The 17,614-nt window shown below is 66.7% G+C and carries 22 protein-coding genes and 1 riboswitch; of the genes, 16 read left to right on the forward strand and 6 right to left on the reverse strand.

Translation table 11 applies throughout. From position 1 onward, the window contains the following. The first annotated feature begins 24 nt into the window (after window positions 1-24). The 7 genes from ACMX2H_RS15580 to ACMX2H_RS15610 all read left to right on the forward strand — a co-directional run bounded on the left by ACMX2H_RS15580 (window position 25) and on the right by ACMX2H_RS15610 (window position 3,709). A complete protein-coding gene (locus ACMX2H_RS15580) occupies window positions 25-234 on the forward strand; it encodes a hypothetical protein (protein WP_414961703.1) in 210 nt (69 codons plus the stop codon). 57 nt (window positions 235-291) lie between these two features. Continuing rightward, complete coding sequence (locus ACMX2H_RS15585; RefSeq protein ID WP_414961705.1) at window positions 292-669, forward strand: glyoxalase superfamily protein; 378 nt, start codon at window positions 292-294, stop codon at window positions 667-669. Between the two features lie 389 nt (window positions 670-1,058). Next, window positions 1,059-1,310, forward strand: a complete 252-nt coding sequence (locus tag ACMX2H_RS15590; RefSeq protein WP_414961707.1) for a hypothetical protein — start codon at window positions 1,059-1,061, stop codon at window positions 1,308-1,310. A 141-nt stretch (window positions 1,311-1,451) separates the two neighbouring features. Next, a complete protein-coding gene (locus ACMX2H_RS15595) occupies window positions 1,452-1,880 on the forward strand; it encodes a VOC family protein (RefSeq protein WP_414961709.1) in 429 nt (142 codons plus the stop codon). A 75-nt stretch (window positions 1,881-1,955) separates the two neighbouring features. Beyond that, entirely contained in the window at window positions 1,956-2,252 is a 297-nt protein-coding gene (locus ACMX2H_RS15600; RefSeq protein WP_414961710.1) for an acylphosphatase, read from the forward strand. A 29-nt stretch (window positions 2,253-2,281) separates the two neighbouring features. Further along, entirely contained in the window at window positions 2,282-2,770 is a 489-nt protein-coding gene (locus ACMX2H_RS15605) for a YbaK/EbsC family protein (RefSeq protein WP_414961712.1), read from the forward strand. Between the two features lie 396 nt (window positions 2,771-3,166). Continuing rightward, the gene (locus ACMX2H_RS15610; RefSeq protein WP_414961714.1) at window positions 3,167-3,709 is read left to right on the forward strand and encodes an AMIN-like domain-containing (lipo)protein; all 543 of its coding nucleotides are present in this window, start codon (window positions 3,167-3,169) and stop codon (window positions 3,707-3,709) included. A 29-nt stretch (window positions 3,710-3,738) separates the two neighbouring features. On the opposite strand, the gene ACMX2H_RS15615 is transcribed toward ACMX2H_RS15610, so the two are convergent. Further along, window positions 3,739-5,646: a penicillin-binding transpeptidase domain-containing protein gene (locus tag ACMX2H_RS15615; RefSeq protein ID WP_414961715.1), complete on the reverse strand. Its 1,908-nt coding sequence runs from the start codon at window positions 5,644-5,646 to the stop codon at window positions 3,739-3,741. Between the two features lie 152 nt (window positions 5,647-5,798). Between ACMX2H_RS15615 and ACMX2H_RS15620 the strand changes: the two genes are divergently transcribed. The 5 genes from ACMX2H_RS15620 (at window position 5,799) to ACMX2H_RS15640 (ending at window position 9,797) form a co-directional block, all read left to right on the forward strand. Continuing rightward, window positions 5,799-6,725 (forward strand): diacylglycerol/lipid kinase family protein, encoded by a 927-nt coding sequence (locus ACMX2H_RS15620; RefSeq protein WP_414961717.1) that lies wholly within the window; start codon window positions 5,799-5,801, stop codon window positions 6,723-6,725. Between the two features lie 207 nt (window positions 6,726-6,932). After that, window positions 6,933-7,751 (forward strand): amino acid ABC transporter substrate-binding protein, encoded by an 819-nt coding sequence (locus tag ACMX2H_RS15625; protein ID WP_414961718.1) that lies wholly within the window; start codon window positions 6,933-6,935, stop codon window positions 7,749-7,751. 31 nt (window positions 7,752-7,782) lie between these two features. Continuing rightward, window positions 7,783-8,448, forward strand: a complete 666-nt coding sequence (locus ACMX2H_RS15630; RefSeq protein WP_414961720.1) for an amino acid ABC transporter permease — start codon at window positions 7,783-7,785, stop codon at window positions 8,446-8,448. Further along, window positions 8,435-9,235, forward strand: coding sequence for an amino acid ABC transporter ATP-binding protein (locus tag ACMX2H_RS15635; protein ID WP_414961722.1), 801 nt, complete (start codon window positions 8,435-8,437; stop codon window positions 9,233-9,235). Before ACMX2H_RS15630 ends, ACMX2H_RS15635 begins: the two co-directional genes overlap by 14 nt. A gap of 349 nt (window positions 9,236-9,584) precedes the next feature. After that, window positions 9,585-9,797: a hypothetical protein gene (locus ACMX2H_RS15640; RefSeq protein ID WP_414961724.1), complete on the forward strand. Its 213-nt coding sequence runs from the start codon at window positions 9,585-9,587 to the stop codon at window positions 9,795-9,797. A 54-nt stretch (window positions 9,798-9,851) separates the two neighbouring features. On the opposite strand, the gene ACMX2H_RS15645 is transcribed toward ACMX2H_RS15640, so the two are convergent. Genes ACMX2H_RS15645 through ACMX2H_RS15655 form a run of 3 tightly spaced genes read right to left on the reverse strand, consistent with a single transcriptional unit; the run spans window position 9,852 to window position 12,083 of the window. After that, window positions 9,852-10,094, reverse strand: a complete 243-nt coding sequence (locus tag ACMX2H_RS15645) for a hypothetical protein (protein ID WP_414961726.1) — start codon at window positions 10,092-10,094, stop codon at window positions 9,852-9,854. Next, a complete protein-coding gene (locus ACMX2H_RS15650) occupies window positions 10,042-11,112 on the reverse strand; it encodes an MFS transporter (protein ID WP_414961728.1) in 1,071 nt (356 codons plus the stop codon). Before ACMX2H_RS15650 ends, ACMX2H_RS15645 begins: the two co-directional genes overlap by 53 nt. Then, window positions 11,109-12,083, reverse strand: a complete 975-nt coding sequence (locus ACMX2H_RS15655) for a zinc-binding dehydrogenase (protein WP_414961729.1) — start codon at window positions 12,081-12,083, stop codon at window positions 11,109-11,111. The genes ACMX2H_RS15650 and ACMX2H_RS15655 overlap by 4 nt, the downstream gene beginning before the upstream one ends. 97 nt (window positions 12,084-12,180) lie before the next feature. On the opposite strand from ACMX2H_RS15655, the gene soxR reads away from it, so the two are divergent. Further along, window positions 12,181-12,696 (forward strand): redox-sensitive transcriptional activator SoxR, encoded by a 516-nt coding sequence (gene soxR / locus ACMX2H_RS15660; RefSeq protein WP_414961741.1) that lies wholly within the window; start codon window positions 12,181-12,183, stop codon window positions 12,694-12,696. Here soxR and ACMX2H_RS15665 read toward each other — a convergent pair. Further along, on the reverse strand, window positions 12,693-12,896 hold the full coding sequence (locus tag ACMX2H_RS15665; RefSeq protein WP_414961730.1) for a hypothetical protein: 204 nt from the start codon (window positions 12,894-12,896) through the stop codon (window positions 12,693-12,695). The two genes, soxR and ACMX2H_RS15665, sit on opposite strands and share 4 nt — an antisense overlap. A gap of 95 nt (window positions 12,897-12,991) precedes the next feature. Here ACMX2H_RS15665 and ACMX2H_RS15670 point away from each other — a divergent pair, with 95 nt between their 5' ends. Further along, on the forward strand, window positions 12,992-13,861 hold the full coding sequence (locus ACMX2H_RS15670; protein ID WP_414961732.1) for a prephenate dehydratase: 870 nt from the start codon (window positions 12,992-12,994) through the stop codon (window positions 13,859-13,861). 102 nt (window positions 13,862-13,963) lie between these two features. After that, a riboswitch (SAM riboswitch) is annotated at window positions 13,964-14,078 on the forward strand. A 42-nt stretch (window positions 14,079-14,120) separates the two neighbouring features. Further along, complete coding sequence (locus ACMX2H_RS15675; protein ID WP_414961734.1) at window positions 14,121-14,627, forward strand: flavin reductase family protein; 507 nt, start codon at window positions 14,121-14,123, stop codon at window positions 14,625-14,627. Window positions 14,628-14,688: 61 nt separating this feature from the next. Here the strand turns inward: ACMX2H_RS15675 and ACMX2H_RS15680 are convergent, their stop codons facing one another. Then, on the reverse strand, window positions 14,689-15,687 hold the full coding sequence (locus ACMX2H_RS15680) for an aldo/keto reductase (RefSeq protein WP_414961736.1): 999 nt from the start codon (window positions 15,685-15,687) through the stop codon (window positions 14,689-14,691). A gap of 170 nt (window positions 15,688-15,857) precedes the next feature. Between ACMX2H_RS15680 and ACMX2H_RS15685 the strand changes: the two genes are divergently transcribed. Next, on the forward strand, window positions 15,858-17,477 hold the full coding sequence (locus tag ACMX2H_RS15685) for an MDR family MFS transporter (RefSeq protein WP_414961738.1): 1,620 nt from the start codon (window positions 15,858-15,860) through the stop codon (window positions 17,475-17,477). Window positions 17,478-17,614 lie beyond the last annotated feature (137 nt).

Here is a 17,614-nt window from a genome sequence, read left to right on the forward strand (position 1 = left end):
TGACCCGATTTGAGGAGTAAAAACATGCCTGACAACCCGCTCGAAAACTGGGACTTGGTGCCCGGCACCATGGTGGAAGTCCACAAGGACGGAATCATGCTGCGCACCGGGCGGATTGATGCGGTGACGCTCGATGCGGACATCGTCTGGCTTGCCAACAACGGCTCGCACCCGCGCAGTCTGTTTGAGAAGTCCGAGGGGTACCAGCTCTGCTTGCTGAAGGACAGGAACTGACCGCGTTCGGAGGCTTTCCCCTATCCCCACATCCAAGCCGGCGCTAGCGTGTCCGACATGGACATGAAACTTGAACTCGTAGCCGTTCCGGTCACCGACGTAGACCGTGCGAAGAAGTTCTATGTGGAACAGGTGGGCTTCAACGCGGACCACGACTACCAGGTGAATCCAGAGCTGCGGTTCGTGCAGCTCACCCCGCCCGGTTCGGCCTGCTCCATTGTCATCGGCGACGGCATCACCCAGATGGCACCTGGCTCGCAGCAGGGCCTGCAAATGGTGGTTTCCGACGCCGAGGCAGCCCGGCAGGAACTCATCGGACGCGGCGTCGAAGCCAGCGACGTAGACCAGCAGCCCTGGGGACACTTCGTGTACTTCAGCGACCCGGACGGCAACACGTGGTCGCTGCAGCAACTGCCGCCCCGGGACGCTTCCTGACCTCAGCCACACAGCTGCCTGGTCTGCGCTTCCGAAGCGCAGCCCATCTTGGCCCGCGGCCTTAAAGGGCCTGAACAACGTTTGCGGAACCAAACTTTTTTCGTCGCATCGGAATAATCCCTCCCGGATTCCCGTTCGATTCAATGAAACTGCGAATGGACTACCGAGGGATCAGCATGTTTGAAGCAGGAGATCAGCGGAGAAGCTCTTTCCCGCGCCCTGCCGCCTTGCTCCCCCTCCCCCATTGTTAGCGCCCTGTCTGCAGCCGGCATCGACCGGCGTTTTCGCCTAACCAGCAGTCCCAGAACGTTGCCGCGGCAGGCCGGCCTTACCCACGGCCCGGCCTGCTTCGACAACCCTTTTTCCGCCCGCTACACAGGAGGTCATATATGACGCTATCCACCACAGGTCAGTCCCCACTGGTCAATTCCACCCCCACCCGGATCCGCAACCTCGGGCATCTGCGCCGCGGCGATTCCGTCGAGGCCCGCATGGACAACGACGTCCAGTACCGGGGCCGCGTCGACCGCACTGCGCCGGGTGTCGGCCTCGTTTGGATCCGCGACGACGCTGACGGTTCACGCCGCGCGATCAGCACCCAGGATTGCACGGTCTGGCGTTTGCCTGACCAACGCGCGTAAACAGCAGCGCCACCACCCACAGGCGGACGACGCCGGCACCAGACGTGCCGGTTCGTCCGCTACTGCGTTAAGGCGCCGGTTCTGCCTGACCCGGACCTTGTCCCTCGGTCCGGCGCAGAGTTGAATGGAGCCACGCCGGACGTGAAACGGGAAGTCCGGCCGCCTGAATCGGAGGGCACCATGGCCGTCTCGTTCAACCACACCATTGTTTATGCCGCGGACAAGAAGGCGTCGGCTGAATTCTTTGCGGAGATCTTTGGACTTGGTCCGCCGCAGCCGATGTTCGGGCACTTTATGACGATCACACTGGAGGGCGGTGTGGCGCTGGACTACGCCGACGCCAACGGAAGCGTCCAGCCCCAGCACTATGCCTTTCTGGTCGGCGAAGACGACTTCGACGGCATCTTCGAACGCATCCAGGCGGCAGGGATCGACTACTGGGCCGACCCAGCCAGAAACCGTCCCGGGACCATCAACCACAACGACGGCGGCCGCGGTGTCTACTTCACTGACCCGGACGGCCATTTCCTGGAGGCGATCACCCGCCCCTACGGTTCCGGAACCGGCTGAGGCGAGCGGCTCCGGGACCGCCTGGGACGAGCACCCGCCGTCGTACGCTGGAGGCACAGCCGCCAGGAGGGATACATGGACGAACAGCACGGGAGCAGCCGCAATGTCCGCGTCAGCGCGACCGTGAGCGGCCGGGTGCAGGGCGTGGGCTTCCGCTATTGGACCCGCGACCAGGCCGAGCGGTTGGGGCTGGTCGGATCTGCCGTCAACCACCCCGATGGAACAGTCGGCGTAGTGGCCGAGGGCCCGCGGGACGCAGTGGAGGAACTGGTGGCGGCACTTAAATCTGGTGCCGCGCCGGGCCGGGTCAGGGACGTCGAAACAACGTACGACGCCGCGACGGGCCGGCTCAACGGCTTCGATGTGGGCTGAGGCTTCGGTCCCTTGGATACCATCGGGTCATGACTAACCCAGTAGCCGCCGTCCGGACCGCCCTGCTGGAACGCGGTGTTGCGGACACCGTCATGGTGTTCGACGACGAGGTTCCCACCGCCGTGGATGCGGCCCGGGTGCTGGACTGCGATGTTGCCGCCATCGCCAACAGCCTGGTGTTTGATTCCGGCGGCAGCCCGCTGCTGATCCTATCCAGCGGTGCAGCGCGGGTGGACACGAAACTGCTGGCGTCCGCACTGGGACTGGCGCGCATCCGGCGGGCGGACCCGGACTTTGTCCTGACGCATACCGGTCAGGCCATCGGCGGTGTGGCGCCCGTGGGACACCCCGAGCCGATCCGTACGGTGCTGGATCGTTCCCTGGCCGACCATCCCGTGCTCTGGGCCGGCGCCGGTGATCATCGTGCGATGTTCTCGATCGGCTTCGAGGACCTGCGCCGGATCACCTCGGCCGAGGTGATGGACGTCAGGGCAGGCGGACCGGGGCTTCCAGACTGACGAGGCTTCCGGGACGAGGGCGGCTTCCGGGAAGCACCCTCCCGGCAGGCAGCATAGTGTGACGATTAAACCGCCAGCCCCGCGGTGTGTTCACGCGGGGCTGGCTCTTGGGGGATCGCCGGCCCGGTCAAAATTGGGGGGTCCGTAAACCGGCTAACGCTGACAGTATGCCACCGGTCGCGGGCTAATTACAGGATTGTGATTTATGTTACGTCGGCGCGTAACAGTCGGATTCCCCATGGGGTGGCCCACGGACGGGTCACCGAAAGATCAAGGAAACACCGTCCGGAACGGCGCGACGTAACGGTTTCACCATCATCGCGGAACCGCCCGGTCCGGCGGTGGAAAACGCTCCTATCCTGAGTGCATCTGCCACGCGATGAAAGGCGGTGCGCCATGAGGAAGCTTCCCACATGGCTGTCCGTGATCCTGCTGGTCCTCGGCCTGGGACTGGTGGCTCCGGGCCCCGCGTCCGCCGCCTCCTATTGCGGGATTTCCTGGGGATCGACGGCCAAATCCGCACCCGGGAACACCACCGCCCCGATCACCAATGTCCGCACCGGTCGCCACACTTGCTACGACCGCATGGTCGTTACCCTCCGCGGTGACGTCGCCGGCTACTCGGTGCGTTACGGAACGGTGCGCGCGCAGGGTTCCGGCCGCGTGATTCCGCTGCGCGGCGGCGCCGACCTGGCGGTGGTCATCAAGGCACCGGCCTACAATTCCAGCGGCCGCGCCACCTACCGTCCCGCCCACCCGAAGGAACTGGCCAACGTCCATGGCTACACCACCTTCCGCCAGCTCGCCTGGGGCGGAAGTTTCGAGGGCTACACCACCATCGGCCTGGGCGTGCGCGCCCGACTGCCGTTCAGGGTCTTCACCCTCGACGGTCCGGGCAAGACGTCCCGGCTGGTGGTTGACGTGGCCCACCGCTGGTAGGCGGAACGGCACGTCGCAGGCGGCCGGGCTTAGCCGGCAGCCGCTTCCAGGAAGGCCTCGGCCAGCGGGCCGGCCGTCTCGGCGCCGAGCTTGCCGTCCTCGACGAACACCGCAATGGCCAGGTCTCCGTGGCCAGCGATCACCCAGGAGTGTGTCTGCGGCGGGTTTTCGGAGCCGTATTCGGCGGTTCCGGTCTTGCCGATCGCGGGCTTGCCGGGCAGGTCGGCCAGATTGGTCAAGTAGCCGTCCACCACGGCCGACCGCATCATGGTGCGCAGCTGTTCGGCTTCCTTTTCGGTCAGCTTCGGCACATCGGGGAGCTCAGCTTTGGGATCGTGTCCGTCCACCAACGTGGGCACCACGGATCCGCCTTTCACCACGGCGGCCATCAGGGTGGCGAGCGACAGCGGCGACGTTTGTACGCGGGACTGGCCGATCATCGAGGCGGCGTGGGCGGTGCCCTCGGAGTCTTCGCGCGGCACCGTGCCCAGAAAGGCCTCAATGCCGGGGTTGGCCGTCATGCCGACGCCCAAGGCGCCGGCGGCATCCGCGAGCTGGTCCTGCGAAAGTTTCTGGTGTTCAGAGATGAACGCGGTGTTGCAGGAGTGGGCGATGGCCTCGGTCAAGGTGATCTCGCCGGTGAAGGCCGCCGGGTAGCTGTCCGCGTTCTCGAAGGTGCGGCCGTCCACCACCAGTTCCGGATCGCAGGTGACGGCGGAATCCGGCGTCATCCCGTTGCGCAGCAGGCCCAAGGCCGTGGCGATCTTGAAGGTGGAACCGGGTGCGTACTGGCCCAGGAACGCAGTGTTGTAGCCTTCGCTGTCCGGCCCGTTGGCAGCCGCCAGGACGGCGCCCGTCGAGGGCCGCAGCGCAACGATCGAGCTCGGCGACTTGGTGTCGGCCAGGATGTCTTCGGCGGCGGACTGCAAGTCCGGCACCAGCGTGGTTTTCAGGTCCTTGCCGTCGGCCGCGTCCTGGTGGAACAGCTGGCGGGTGGGCGCTTCGGCGCCTTCTTCGGCCGGCTCCGAGGCGGCGGAGACCGTGACTCCCGGGGTACCGGAGAGCTCCTTGTTGAAGGCCGACTGCAGGCCGGAAGCGCCGACCGTCTCGCCCGCCACCACCTTGCCCTCGGACTTCTCGATGTCCTCCGCCGTGGCTTCCCGGACGGAACCCAGCACCGGGCCGGCGAAGGTGCGGCTGGGCGCCAGCGGGATCTCGTCGTCCACGGCCAGGAAACCGTCGATGTCCTCCAGCTTGCCCTGGTCCAGCTTCTTGAAGGCACCCTCGCGAAGAGTGATCGCGTCGACGAAGGCCTCCGGCCCGTAGGCGGCAACCTTCTTCGCATAGTCCGCGGCGTCGACGTCGACCAACGCTGCCAGCTCCCGGGCCGAGTCCTCGGCGGCTGCTTCGTCCAGCCCGCTCTTGTCGATCCCGACAATCTTGACCGGGCGGTTCTTGACGATCGCTTCGCCGTCTGCGTCGAGGATCTGGCCGCGCTGCGGCTCGGCCGTGGCCAGCACCAGCCGTTCGCCCTCGGCCAGCGAGGGTTCAACGACCTGCGGCGTCCACCGCACCTGCCAACGGTCATCCGCATAGTGCAGGTCCGCGGTGGTGGTGTAGCTCCAGCTCTGCTCCGAGTCCGGCACCTGCCAGTCATAGGAAAGGGTGGCCCGGAACAGGTTGGACTCAACCTCCTCCACATCTGTCACGGTGACGTCGGGCTGCCAAGGGTCCATCTCTTTGGTCAGCGCGGCGAACTGCTCCTGCACCTGGGCGCCGGTGGCATCGGCGAAGGCCACCGTGGAGACGTCGTTGGCGGCAAGTCCTTTGGCCAGGGCCTGGGCTGTTGGGTCCGGCGATTCCCGCTCCGGAGCGCAAGCAGCCACCGCCACGGTCAGCAGCAGGGCCATGATGAGTGCAAGTGCGCGCCGAAGCATTCTTCTCCTGGATCCGAGAGTGTCCTGTTCGAACTTATAAGCGCCCCGGGGCGATGTCGAGCCGGGCGGCTGTTGGCGAATGCTGCTTGAATGGGTTTCGTCGGGTTGCAAAGGCCACGGCGCCGGCCGGACAGGACCCAGGTAAGGACATCATGACCGAATTCGCTCCCTCAGCCTCCCGCCGTGCAGCGGTGGTCTGGAACCCTTCGAAGAAGTTCAGCTTTGATTTGGTGTCGCTGGTCGAGGATGCCTGCGCCGAAAACGGTTGGCAGCCGCCGCTCTGGATGGAGACCACGCTGGAGGACCCGGGTGCGGGCCAGACGCAGCAGGCACTGGATGCGGGCGTCGATCTTGTCATCGCGGCCGGCGGTGACGGCACAGTGCGCCGCGTGGCCGGGCGGCTGGCCGACACGGACATGCCGCTGGGGGTGATCCCGCTGGGGACCGGCAACCTGCTGGCGCGCAACCTCGACCTGCCGGTGGACGACCCGGAGACCGCGGTACGCATCGCATTGACCGGCCGCGACCGGAACATCGACGCCGTGCGTGCCGTCGTGGACGGCTCAGGCGACGGCGCGGTGTTCCTGGTCATGGCCGGGCTCGGCTTCGACGCGGCGGTCATTGGCGGCACGGACGACGGGCTCAAGGACCGCATCGGCTGGCTCGCCTACGTGGAGGCCGGGCTGCGCAACCTTCCGGGCAAGCCGGTCCGCGCCACGCTGTCCATTGACGGCGGCAAACCCGTCGCCCTGCGGATGCGCAGCGTGATGGGCGGCAATTGCGGCAAGATCCAGGGCGGATTCGAGATGTTCCCGGGTGCCCAGATCGATGACGGGCTGCTGGACATCATGACCATTTCCCCGCGTGGCCGGCTGGGCTGGCTTGGCGTGCTGGCCGGGCTGGCCAAGCGCGGCCGGAGCGTTGACCCGTCGGTGGACTACTACCAGGGCAAGGAAGTGGAGATCACCGCCGCCCGGCCGCAGGAGATGCAGCTGGACGGTGACCATATCGGCTTGGGTTCCCGGCTCTCGATGCGGGTTGACCCGGGCGCGCTGTTGGTCCGGGTGGCCGCGGACTGACCGACGGACGACGGCGGCGTGAGCCGCGGTGGCTGAGCACGGCAGGGTGCGCCGGCGGCCAGAGGCGCGGCAGCGTGCCGCTGCTCACAGTACCGACACAGTTCGGAACATATCTTGAGGTGGCGGTTGTTGTACGTGCTAGCGTTCAGCATCCTCCGGCCACCCCACCGGCAGGTTCATACTCCTAGATCACAAGGAACCCCCATCATGATTCGTCGTCGTTTGTCAGTGCTCGGTGCCGCCGCAGCTGCCGCCTTGGTGCTGGCCGGCTGCAGCACCTCCACGCCGTCGGAGTCGCAGCCGTCGAGCTCGGCAGCCGCCAGCACCCTGCAGGAAATCCAGGACGCTGGCGTGATCACGGTGGGCACCGAGGGCACCTACCGCCCGTTCAGCTTCCACGAAGACGGCGGCGGAAAGCTGACCGGTTACGACGTCGAGATCGTCACCGCCGTGGCCGAAAAGCTGGGCGTGGACGTGAAGTTCGAGGAAACCCAGTGGGACGCCATCTTCGCCGGGTTGGACGCGGGCCGGTTTGACGTGATCGCCAACCAGGTCTCGATCAACGAACAGCGCCAGGCCAAGTACGACTTCTCCGAGCCCTACACGGTGAGCACCGGCGTCGTCGTCGTGAAGAGCGACAACAACGACATTTCGTCGGTGGCAGACCTGGAGGGCAAGACCAGCGCCCAGTCGCTGACCAGCAACTGGTACAAGATCGCCGAGCAGGCCGGCGCCAAGGTCCAGTCGGTCGAAGGCTGGGCCCAGGCAGTGTCGCTGCTGGAGCAGGGCCGCGTGGACGCCACCATCAATGACGAGCTCACCTACCTGGATTACCAGGCCAGCCATGACAACAAGGACATCAAGGTGGCCGCGAAGACCGACGAGGAGTCGCAAAGCGCCTTCACCTTCCAGAAGGGCAGCGATGACCTGGTGAAGGCCTTCGACACGGCGCTGGACGAGCTGCGTGCTGACGGCACGCTGGCCAAAATCTCCGAGAAGTACTTCGGCACCGACGTCAGCCAGTAGGCGGCAGGACGCGAGACGCTAACGTAGCCATATGGACATCGATTGGGAACTGCTGGCCAGTTCGCTCTGGCCTATTGTCCAGGGCGGACTGACCGGCACCATCCCACTGTCGCTGGCCAGTTTCGCCATTGGCCTGGTCCTGGCGCTCCTCCTCGCATTGATGCGGGTGAGCGGCAACCGGCTCTTGGCCGGCATCGCCCGGGCCTACATCTCGGTCATCCGCGGCACCCCGCTGCTGGTGCAGCTGTTCGTCATCTTCTACGGCCTGCCGTCGATCGGCATCGTGCTCGACCCCTGGCCCAGCGCAATCATCGCCTTCTCCATGAACGTGGGCGGCTATGCGGCTGAAATCATCCGTGCTGCGGTCCTGTCCGTCCCCAAGGGACAGTGGGAGGCGGGCCACACCATCGGCATGTCCGGCACCACCACCATGCGCCGAATCATCCTGCCGCAGGCCGCACGGGTGTCGGTGCCGCCGCTGTCCAACACCTTCATCTCATTGGTCAAGGACACGTCCCTCGCCTCGCTGATCCTGGTCACCGAAGCGTTCCGGGTGGCTCAGGAAATCGCCGCCTTCAGCCAGGAATTCCTGCTGCTTTACATGGAGGCCGCGGCCGTCTACTGGGTGTTCTGCCTGGTCCTGTCCGCCGGGCAGACCCGACTGGAAAAGAGGCTGGACCGCTATGTCGCCCACTGACGATCTCTCCGTCCCACGGCCCGGTGCCGAGACTGCGCCGGTGCTGTCAGTTGACGGGCTGCGCAAGTCTTTCGGCAGCAACCAGGTGCTTAAGTCCATCGACCTGTCGGTGCAGACCGGAGGTGTGTTGGCGCTGATCGGGCCCTCGGGCTCTGGCAAGACCACCGTGCTCCGCTGCCTCAATGGGCTGGAAATTCCCGACGGCGGGCGGGTCGCCTTTGCGGGCGGTCCCGCCGTGGACTTCGGCTCGCCGGTGAACCGGAAGCAGATTTCCGCGCTGCGGGACCGCAGCGCCATGGTGTTCCAGCACTACAACCTGTTTCCGCACATGACCGTGCTGCAGAACATCATCGAGGGCCCGGTCCAGGTGCAGAAGCGGCCCCGGGCCGAGGCCGTTCGTGAGGCGATGTCCCTCTTGGACCGGGTGGGGCTTGCCGGGAAAGAAGACCAGTACCCGCACCAACTTTCCGGCGGGCAGCAGCAGCGGGTCGGCATCGTCCGGGCACTGGCGCTGAAACCGTCGCTGCTGCTCTTCGACGAGCCGACCTCGGCGCTGGACCCGGAACTGGTGGGCGACGTGCTGCACGTGATCAAGGAACTGGCCGATGAAGGCTGGACCATGGCACTGGTGACCCACGAGTTGGCATTCGCCCGGGAAGTGGCCAGCGAGGTGGTGTTTATGGACGGCGGCCTGGTGGTGGAGCGCGGCCACCCGGACCAGGTGCTGCGCGATCCACAGGAAGAGCGCACCCGGCAGTTCGTCCACCGGCTGCTCAACCCCTTCTAGGCCCCGGGCCGTTCTAGGCCCCGGGCCGCACGCACTGTCCCCGAGTCCGCGCCGGCTGGTGGCGGTAGCTCATGCTTTGCGCTACCGGCTCCCCCACCCTTCCCGTCGGCCCGCTGCGCGTATCTTTGACCACATTTCCCGGCCGATAATTCCGCGTATTTCCGCGCCAACGCGGCGAAAGTGCGGGAGAAGTTGCGCGCCACGCCCCTTGAAAATTCATCTGATGTCCATTGGAATGGCACAATGTAATCTTCCATGCACCGTTCCGCATGGGGCACCACGTTCCGGCCGGAAGCTACCAACCGCGCTTTCTCCTCTGCGGCAGCATCCGGTCACGAAAGGCAGAACCATGGCCACGACTTTGGCTACCAAGTCTTTGACGGCACAAACGGCCTCCGAGGCCCACGACCTCCTCAACGCTGCGGTGGAAGAACTGCAGAAAATCGCCGCCATCGACGCTGATTGCGGCATCCTGGTAACCCGCACCGGCCCCGGGCAGTTCACCGTGGAGCTGAGCGACGATGTGCCCTACGGCATCACCCAGGAATCACACCTCAGCTAAAACCTTTCGGCACGCCAAGCCCAGAAGCACTGCCGGCAGAGCCCTGCGGTCCAACTAGCCTCGCAGCCGCCGGACCAGCAGCAGCGCGGCGGCGGCCAGCAGGAATGAACTGCCGAACGCCAGCCCGAACGCCCAGAGCGCGGCAACCGGCAGCAGCAGTGCGAAAGCGACGCTTCCCAGCGCCAACCAAAGGGACTCCATCACCGCGTCGTTGATCTGCATGGCGGAGCTGTTCGCTCCTTCTTCACCATCGCGGGAGCAGTCCAGCATCAGCACCGACAGCGTGGAGAATGCCATGCCAATCCCGAGTCCCGCGACGGACCAACCGGCAACGACGATGCCAACCCAAGTGCCCGCGTCGATACTGAACACGGACAGCCCGACACCGACCGTCAGCATCGCCGTGCCGAGTGAGCAATAGTCCGGCCTGGACGGGGCTGAAACCGCGCTGCTGCACCAAGGCCAGCGGCAGGTAAACCTCCGCGCCCAAGAATGCCGCGGCAATCAAACCGCGGAGCGATATGACGGCAGGAAGGCCGCGACGCAGCGTCCAGGTGCCAGGCGGCAGCAGCCGGGGCGCTGCAACGAGTACTGCGACCATGGACACCACGAACAGCAGTACCCACCACGCCGTATCGCGCTGCCCCGCATAGCCCACCCCGAGAATCCCGGCGGCGACGACAGCCGCCCAGGCCGCACGGGCGCCGTCGTTCTTCACAGCCCCGGTGCCCGAGGTACGGCGCAGAGCGGGTCTCAAAGCCAGGTAGGCGGCCACGGCCAAGGCAGGCGCCGTTCCGAAAACCCAGCGCCAGCCCAGCAGATCGTTCAGCGCAGCGGCCACCGCAGGGCCGACCAGAGCTGGCAGCACCCAGCCGCTGGTCAGCACGGTGAACACCCGGGCACGCATCGCTTCTGGGTAGGCCTTGGCGATCAGCACGTACATGCCGACGCCAGCCAGGCCCGAGCCTAAGCCCTGGACGCCGCGACCCAGCAGGAACACCGCCATGGTGGGCGCGAGTGCGGCCGCGGCCAGCCCCAGCGAGAACAGGCCTACGCCCAGGCGCAGCGCCGGTGCCGGGCCGCGGATGTCGGTCCAGTTACCGGCCAGCGCGATGCCCACCACGGAGACGGCAATCGGAGCGGAAAAAGCAATGGCGTAGGCCGCCAGTCCGTGGAGCTCCCGGCCGACCACAGGCATCACCGTGGCCACCGCCAGGGATTCGAAGGCGAACAGGAAGGCCAGCGCAAACAGGCCAGCCGTGGTGGCGCGGTAGGAGCGGGACAGCAGCGGCGCCGGCGCCAATACCGCGCTCACGCGTGGGTCCCGTCCGCAACCAAGACCACCTTGCCGAAGCTTTCCCGCGCCTGCAGGGCACGGTGTGCCTCAGCCGCCCGCGAGAGCGGGAAGCGTGTGTCCGTCAGTGGGATCCGCGTGCCGTCCGCCGCGCGTTCCAGCGCTTCCGCCTCCAATGAACGCAGCCCGCCGGCACGCGCGGTGAGCGCCGGCCCCAGGACCGTCACCGCCGTCTTGCCCTCGTGCCGGTAAGTGTTCTCCTCACCCGACGACCAGCCGAACACCAACTGGGTCCCGCCATCGGCCAACAGTTCGAAGGCGAGCCGTCCCACGTCCCCACCCACGCCGTCATACACCACGGTGGGGCGGCCGAGTTTCCGCAACTGCTGCTGCCAGCCCCGGACACGGTAATCAATAACGACGCCGGCGCCCGCCTTCAGCGCATGGGCCGCCTTCGCCGGCCCGCCGGCAAGTCCAATCACGGTGGCGCCCGCGTTCCGCGCCGCCTGAACCAACAGGATGCCCAGTCCGCCGGCGGCCGACGGAATCAGCACGGTGTCCTCGGCGCCAAGCGCGAGCTGGTCGAGAATGCCGGTGGCGGTCCGGCCGGTACCGATCGCAGCGACCGCGGCGTCAAAGCCGAGGCCAGCATTCAGCTCGTGCAAGGAATCCACTGCTGCCAGCGCCTGCTCAGCGTAGCCGCCGCTGGCCATGCCCAAATGCACGACCACCCGCTTGCCAAGCCACTGTGCGTCCACCCCTGGCCCCAGCCGGTCAACCACTCCGGCCACTTCGCGCCCAGGAACCATCGGCAGCTTCGGCCGGGGCATCGTACCGAAGCTGGTGCCATTGCGGATGCTGGTGTCGAGCAAGTGCACACCGCTGGCGCCAACCGCGATGCGAACCTGCCCGGCCTGGGGAGCAAGATCCGGAAGCTCCTCATAGAGCAAAACGTCGGGGCCGCCGAATTCGCGCTGGACTATTGCGTGCATAGTTTCTCCTTGGGTCTGTTGCCTGCAACTACGGGACTCCCCCAGTCGACAACCTCAACTAGGCTTCAGGTCAAGAGGAAGGAGGGCGACCTTGACCATGCCCGCGGCCAATGTGAAGGAACTGACCCCCGGCGAGCTGTCCAAGCGCAGCGGGGCCGCCATTTCAGCACTGCATTTTTATGAACGGGCAGGGCTGATCAGCAGCCGTCGCACTTCCGGAAACCAGCGGCGTTATCCACGGCATATGTTGCGCCGAGTCGCGTTCATCCGGGTTTCGCAGCAGGTGGGCATCCCGCTGCGCGAGATCAAGGCAGCACTGGACTCGCTCCCTCGGGACAGTGCGCCCACTAAGGCCAACTGGGCAAAGCTGTCTGCGGGATGGCGGGATCATCTGGACGCGCGGATCGATGAAATGCAGCGCTTGCGCGACGATCTCACCGGCTGCATTGGCTGCGGCTGCCTCTCCCTGCGGTCCTGCACGCTCTACAATCCAGCCGACAGGCTGGGTCAAAGCGGCCCGGGAGCGCGCCGGCTGTTGCCGGAGGATCCGCCGGCAGGCCCTGCGGACAGCTCCGGGGCCAACGCGGTGGTTGCCTCAGGGAGCCGGACCTAGCGCCGCCCCGACCGCTTGGCCGCAATAGCCATGCCGGCCAACACGCCGGCGGCAACCAGCAGCAGCACGGACACCACGATCAGTGCAGGCATCACGTCCAGCCCCATGATGGACGGCATCACCGTCAGGCTGACGGCGAAAAGGGTGACGACGGCAGCGGCCAGCCACAGGGCGACGGCACGGGGGTTGGGTCCTTCCACGTTCTCCACTGTATCGGCGGATCGTCCGGCTTTGTGACGCCGAAGGTGTCCCGCCGAATGAAGCGCTGTGCCGTCCGGGTGGGATAATTTCGCCCATGGCTCCAGCAATCGCGTACCAAGGTGAACCCGGCTCCAACTCGCATATGGCGTGCCTTGAGGTCCGGCCCGGGTGGGACGCGGTGCCGTGCGCCAGCTTTGAAGACGCCTTCGCCGCCGTCACCAGCGGCGAGACCGAGCTGGCCATGATCCCGATTGACAACTCGATCGCCGGCCGGGTGGCGGATATCCATGCCCTGCTGCCCAAGACCACGCTGCAAATCGTGGAGGAATTCTTCCTGCCCATCCGCTTCAGCCTGCTGGGCATCCCGGGTGCCACGGTGGAACAGGCCCGTGAAGTGCACAGCCATATCCATGCCCTGGGCCAGTGCCGCAAGCTGATTCGCCGCTTGGGACTGACTCCGGTCATCGCTGGCGATACTGCCGGCTCGGCCCGCGAGGTGGCCGAATGGAACGACCCGACCAAGGTCTCGCTCGCGCCGCCGATGGCTGCGGAACTGTACGGCCTGCAAGTCTTCGCCGAAAAAGTGGAAGACGATCCGACGAACACCACCCGGTTCGTAGTCCTGGCCGACAGCCGGCCCGTCCCCAGCCGCGAAGAACTGCCCGGTCCCGCCGTGACCAGCTTTGTCTTCCGGGTGCGGAACGTTCCCTCGGCGCTGTACAAGGCCCTGGGCGGCTTCGCGACCAACGGCATCAACATGACCCGGCTGGAGAGCTACATGGTGGGCGGCGAATTCGCGGCCACCATGTTCATGGTGGACGTCGAGGGCCATCCGGAGGACCAGTCCATGGTCCATGCCTTTGAAGAACTGGAATTCTTCACCACCGAAATCCGGATACTCGGCGTCTACCCGGCCCACCCGTTCCGGCTGCACCGCGGCGCGGAACAGCCCGCCGGCGCCTAAGGGAAGCGCCTGCCGAGCGGCACGCAGAGCGCCTCCCAGGGTTCTTAACGAACTGTTACCCGTGTTTGACCGGGGCCACGTCCGGCTCTTACCTTGGAAATGAATCACGAGCGCCAACTTCTCAGCCCTGGCTGGTTGGCCGGCAACCCTCTACCGTAGCGGGGTGCTCCAGGTGATGATTCGGCCCGCCGGGTTTGTCGGCAGGCAAGTACGCGTATCCTCCGGCAGCAGCGGATGCGCCCTAGCTTCAAGGATGGCCATGTCCCTGCACAACGACTTGACCCCGAACACACTGCGCTCCGCCTTCGGTCGTTTCCCTTCCGGAATCGCCGCCCTCTGCGCCGTCATCGACGGCAAACCCCAGGGCATCGTCGCCTCCTCCTTCACCGTGGGCGTTTCGCTGGAGCCGCCGCTGGTGATGTTCGCCGTCCAGAACACCTCCCGGACCTGGCCGGTGGTCCGCCAGGCCGGGCGCATCGGCGTTTCGGTGCTGGGCACGGAGCACGACGGCGTCTGCCGCCAGATTGCTTCCAAGGACGGCGACCGCTTCGCCGGGCTGAGCCTGCACCGCACCGACCAGGACGCGCTCTTCCTCAATGACGCGGCGCTGTGGCTGGATTGCTCCGTGCACCAGGAGTTCCCGGCCGGGGACCACCACGTGGTGCTGTTGGAGGTACACGGACTGACCACGCACGACAGCGCACACGAACCGCTGGTCTTCCACGACTCCGCCTTCCGCCGGCTGGAGCAGCCCGCCTTCGTCTAGGGCAGCTGGCGTTGAGGGCAGCGGTCTAGGGCAGCTGGCGGCCGCGGTTGAGGGCCGCTGTCTAGGGCAGCGGGCGGCCGCGGGCCGCTACCCACAGCTCGTACCATTCCTGCCGGGTCATCGCCGCGCCGATCTCCTCGGCCTGGGCGCAGGCTTTGATGCGGTCCGGATTGCTGGTCCCGACAACCGGCCGGATGGTGGCCGGATGACGCAGCAGCCAGCCCAGCACCACGGCTTCCTGGGTGCAGCCCTTGTCCCGGGCCAGCTCGGTGACCAGCGCCGCCGCCGCCGCATCCGGGTCGGTTGCTGCCGCTCCTTCGCCGGGGGCTTCCTGCCTGTGGCCGCCGACGGCCTGTTCCACCGGCCGGCCGCTGTAACGTCCCCGGGCCAGCGAACCCCAGGCCTGCAGCTCAACCCGGTGGGCCGCGCAATACTCCAGGGTGCCGTGCGGAAAGCTGACCGCAGAGCCTTCCGGATGATTAACCAGCACGCCTGATTCAAGCCAGTCCCGCCGGTACAGGCTCATTTCCAACTGGTTCGCTGCGAGCGGTTCATCCAGCGCCGCCTGAAGCCACCGCATCTGCTCGCCGGACATGTTCGAGACGCCCAGCCGGCGGACCTTCCCGGCCAGCCGGAGGCGGCTGAAGGCCTCGGCAATCTCTTCAGCCGGGGCCAGCGGGTCCGGCCGGTGGATCAGCAGCGTGTCCACGTAATCGGTGTGCAGGCGGCGCAGGCTTTCCTCGGTGCTGCCCACAATGGCCTCGCGCGATGAATCGTAGTGGCCGGCCAGCCCTGGAACCGGCAGCCGGATGCCGCATTTGGTTTGCAGGTGGATGCTCTCGCGAAGTTCCGGGCGGTCGGCCAACACCCGGCCGAACGCCGCCTCCGCCTTGCCGTGGGCGTAGATGTCGGCGTGGTCAAAAACCCTGATGCCGATGTCCAGCGCCGCGTCCACGGCCGTGTGCGCCGCAGCGACATCGGCGGCTTCCAGCGGGCCGCTCCCCCAGCCACCACCCAACCCCATGCAGCCGAAAATCAGGCGAGATCCGGCGTCGTCCATTGGCGTGTCCCTTCGCTGGGCAGGCTTCCAGCGTACGGCAACACTGCGCCGAAACCGGGGGTTGTGTCGCTCCGCGGACGGCAGTACGGTAACAGTCGCGGGGCGGATAGCGTCCCCAGGCAACCACCATCAGGCCGCCTGCGCCACCCGCACCGCCAGGAATTTACACCATGGCAGTTCCTCCCAGTCCAGACCGGGGTCCAGACCAGCCCTCCGGTCCTTCGGCAGCACCGGTTTCCGCACCCACGGACCGGGATCATATCCGGGACGGCACGCCGCAGCCGCGGGTCACGGTGGTGTTCCTGGGGCTGATGCTCGCCGTGCTGCTCGCCGCGCTGGACCAGACGATTGTTTCGACGGCGCTGCCCACGATCGTCGGGGACCTGAACGGGCTGGAGCACATTTCGTGGGTAATCACCGCCTACATCCTGGCCGCCACCATCGGGCTGCCGATCTATGGCAAGCTCGGCGACCTCTTCGGGCGCAAGAGCATCTTCATCTTCGCGATCGCAGTGTTCCTGGGCGGCTCCATGCTCTCCGGCATGGCCCAGAGCATGCCGCAGCTGATTGCTTTCCGCGCCATCCAGGGGGTTGGCGGCGGCGGGTTGATGATCGGCGCGCAGGCGATCATCGGTGACCTCGTATCGCCGCGGGAACGCGGCAAGTACATGGGCCTGATCGGGGCCGCTTTCGGTCTCGCCTCGGTCAGCGGACCGCTGCTGGGCGGATTCATCACCGACCACTGGAACTGGCGCTGGGTCTTCTACATCAACCTGCCGCTCGGAGCGGCGGCGCTGGCAGTCATCACCACCACGCTGCACCTGCACAAACCGGGCGGGCCGCGGCCCAAGCTGGACTACCTGGGCACCTTCCTGCTGGCCGTCGCCAGCGCGGCTGTCATCCTGTTCACCAGCTGGGGCGGGACCACCTACGCCTGGGACAGTCCGGTGATCATCGGGCTCGGCGCGGTCACCGTGGTCGCGTCGGTGTTGTTCGTGCTGGCCGAGCGCCGGGCCGTGGAGCCGGTACTGCCGCTGCGGCTGTTCCGTGACCGGGACTTCACGCTGCCCACCTTGATGGGCGTGTGCGTGGGCATCGCGATGTTCTCGGCGATCGCCTATCTGCCCACGTTCCTGCAGATGGTCAACGGTGCCAGCGCCACCGAGTCGGGCCTGATGATGATTCCGATGACGGTGGGCATGGTGGGAGCCACCACCGCCACCGGGCAGCTGGTGACCCGCACCGGCCGCTACAAGATCTTCCCGATCCTCGGCACCGCGCTGATCGCGGCGGGGCTGGTCATGCTCTCGCAGATTTCGGACACCACGCCGTACGCGTTCACCGCCGCCGGCATGCTGGTGCTTGGACTGGGTCTGGGCTCCATCATGCAGAACCTGGTGCTGATCGTGCAGAACAGCGTCCGGCGCCGGGACCTGGGCACGGCTACCTCGGCCACCAACTACTTCCGCCAGATCGGTGCCACTTTCGGCATTTCACTCTTCGGGGCCATTTTCATCAGCCGGCTGACCGAGCAATTTTCGGCAGCGCCGCCCGGAATGGTGACGGCGCTTGGCTCAGGCGGCGGCCAAAGCTTCAGTTCGCTTGGTCCCGCGGTGCTCGCGTCGCTGCCAGCCCCGGCCCAGGAGTTCATCGCGCATGCCTTCGCCCAGGCGCTGCCGCCGATCTATCTGTACGCGGTGCCCATCGTGCTTGCCGCCCTGGTCCTTGCCTGCTTCGTCAAGGAGATCCCGCTCTCCGAGGAAGTGGGCGCACCCGGCCGCGGGGACTAGGCGTAGCGTGCCCGAACAGGCAGGCGCGGGCCGGAGCAGGCCGCCCGCAGGCCGGAGCAGGCCGGCCGCAGGCCGGAGCAGGCTGGCGCTGCCGGCGGGCCGGCGCTGCCGGCGGGATGCTCGTCCGGCGGCTTGCT

Origin of the sequence: Arthrobacter sulfonylureivorans, assembly GCF_047607445.1 — a bacterium.
Lineage (GTDB): Bacteria > Actinomycetota > Actinomycetes > Actinomycetales > Micrococcaceae > Crystallibacter > Crystallibacter sulfonylureivorans_A.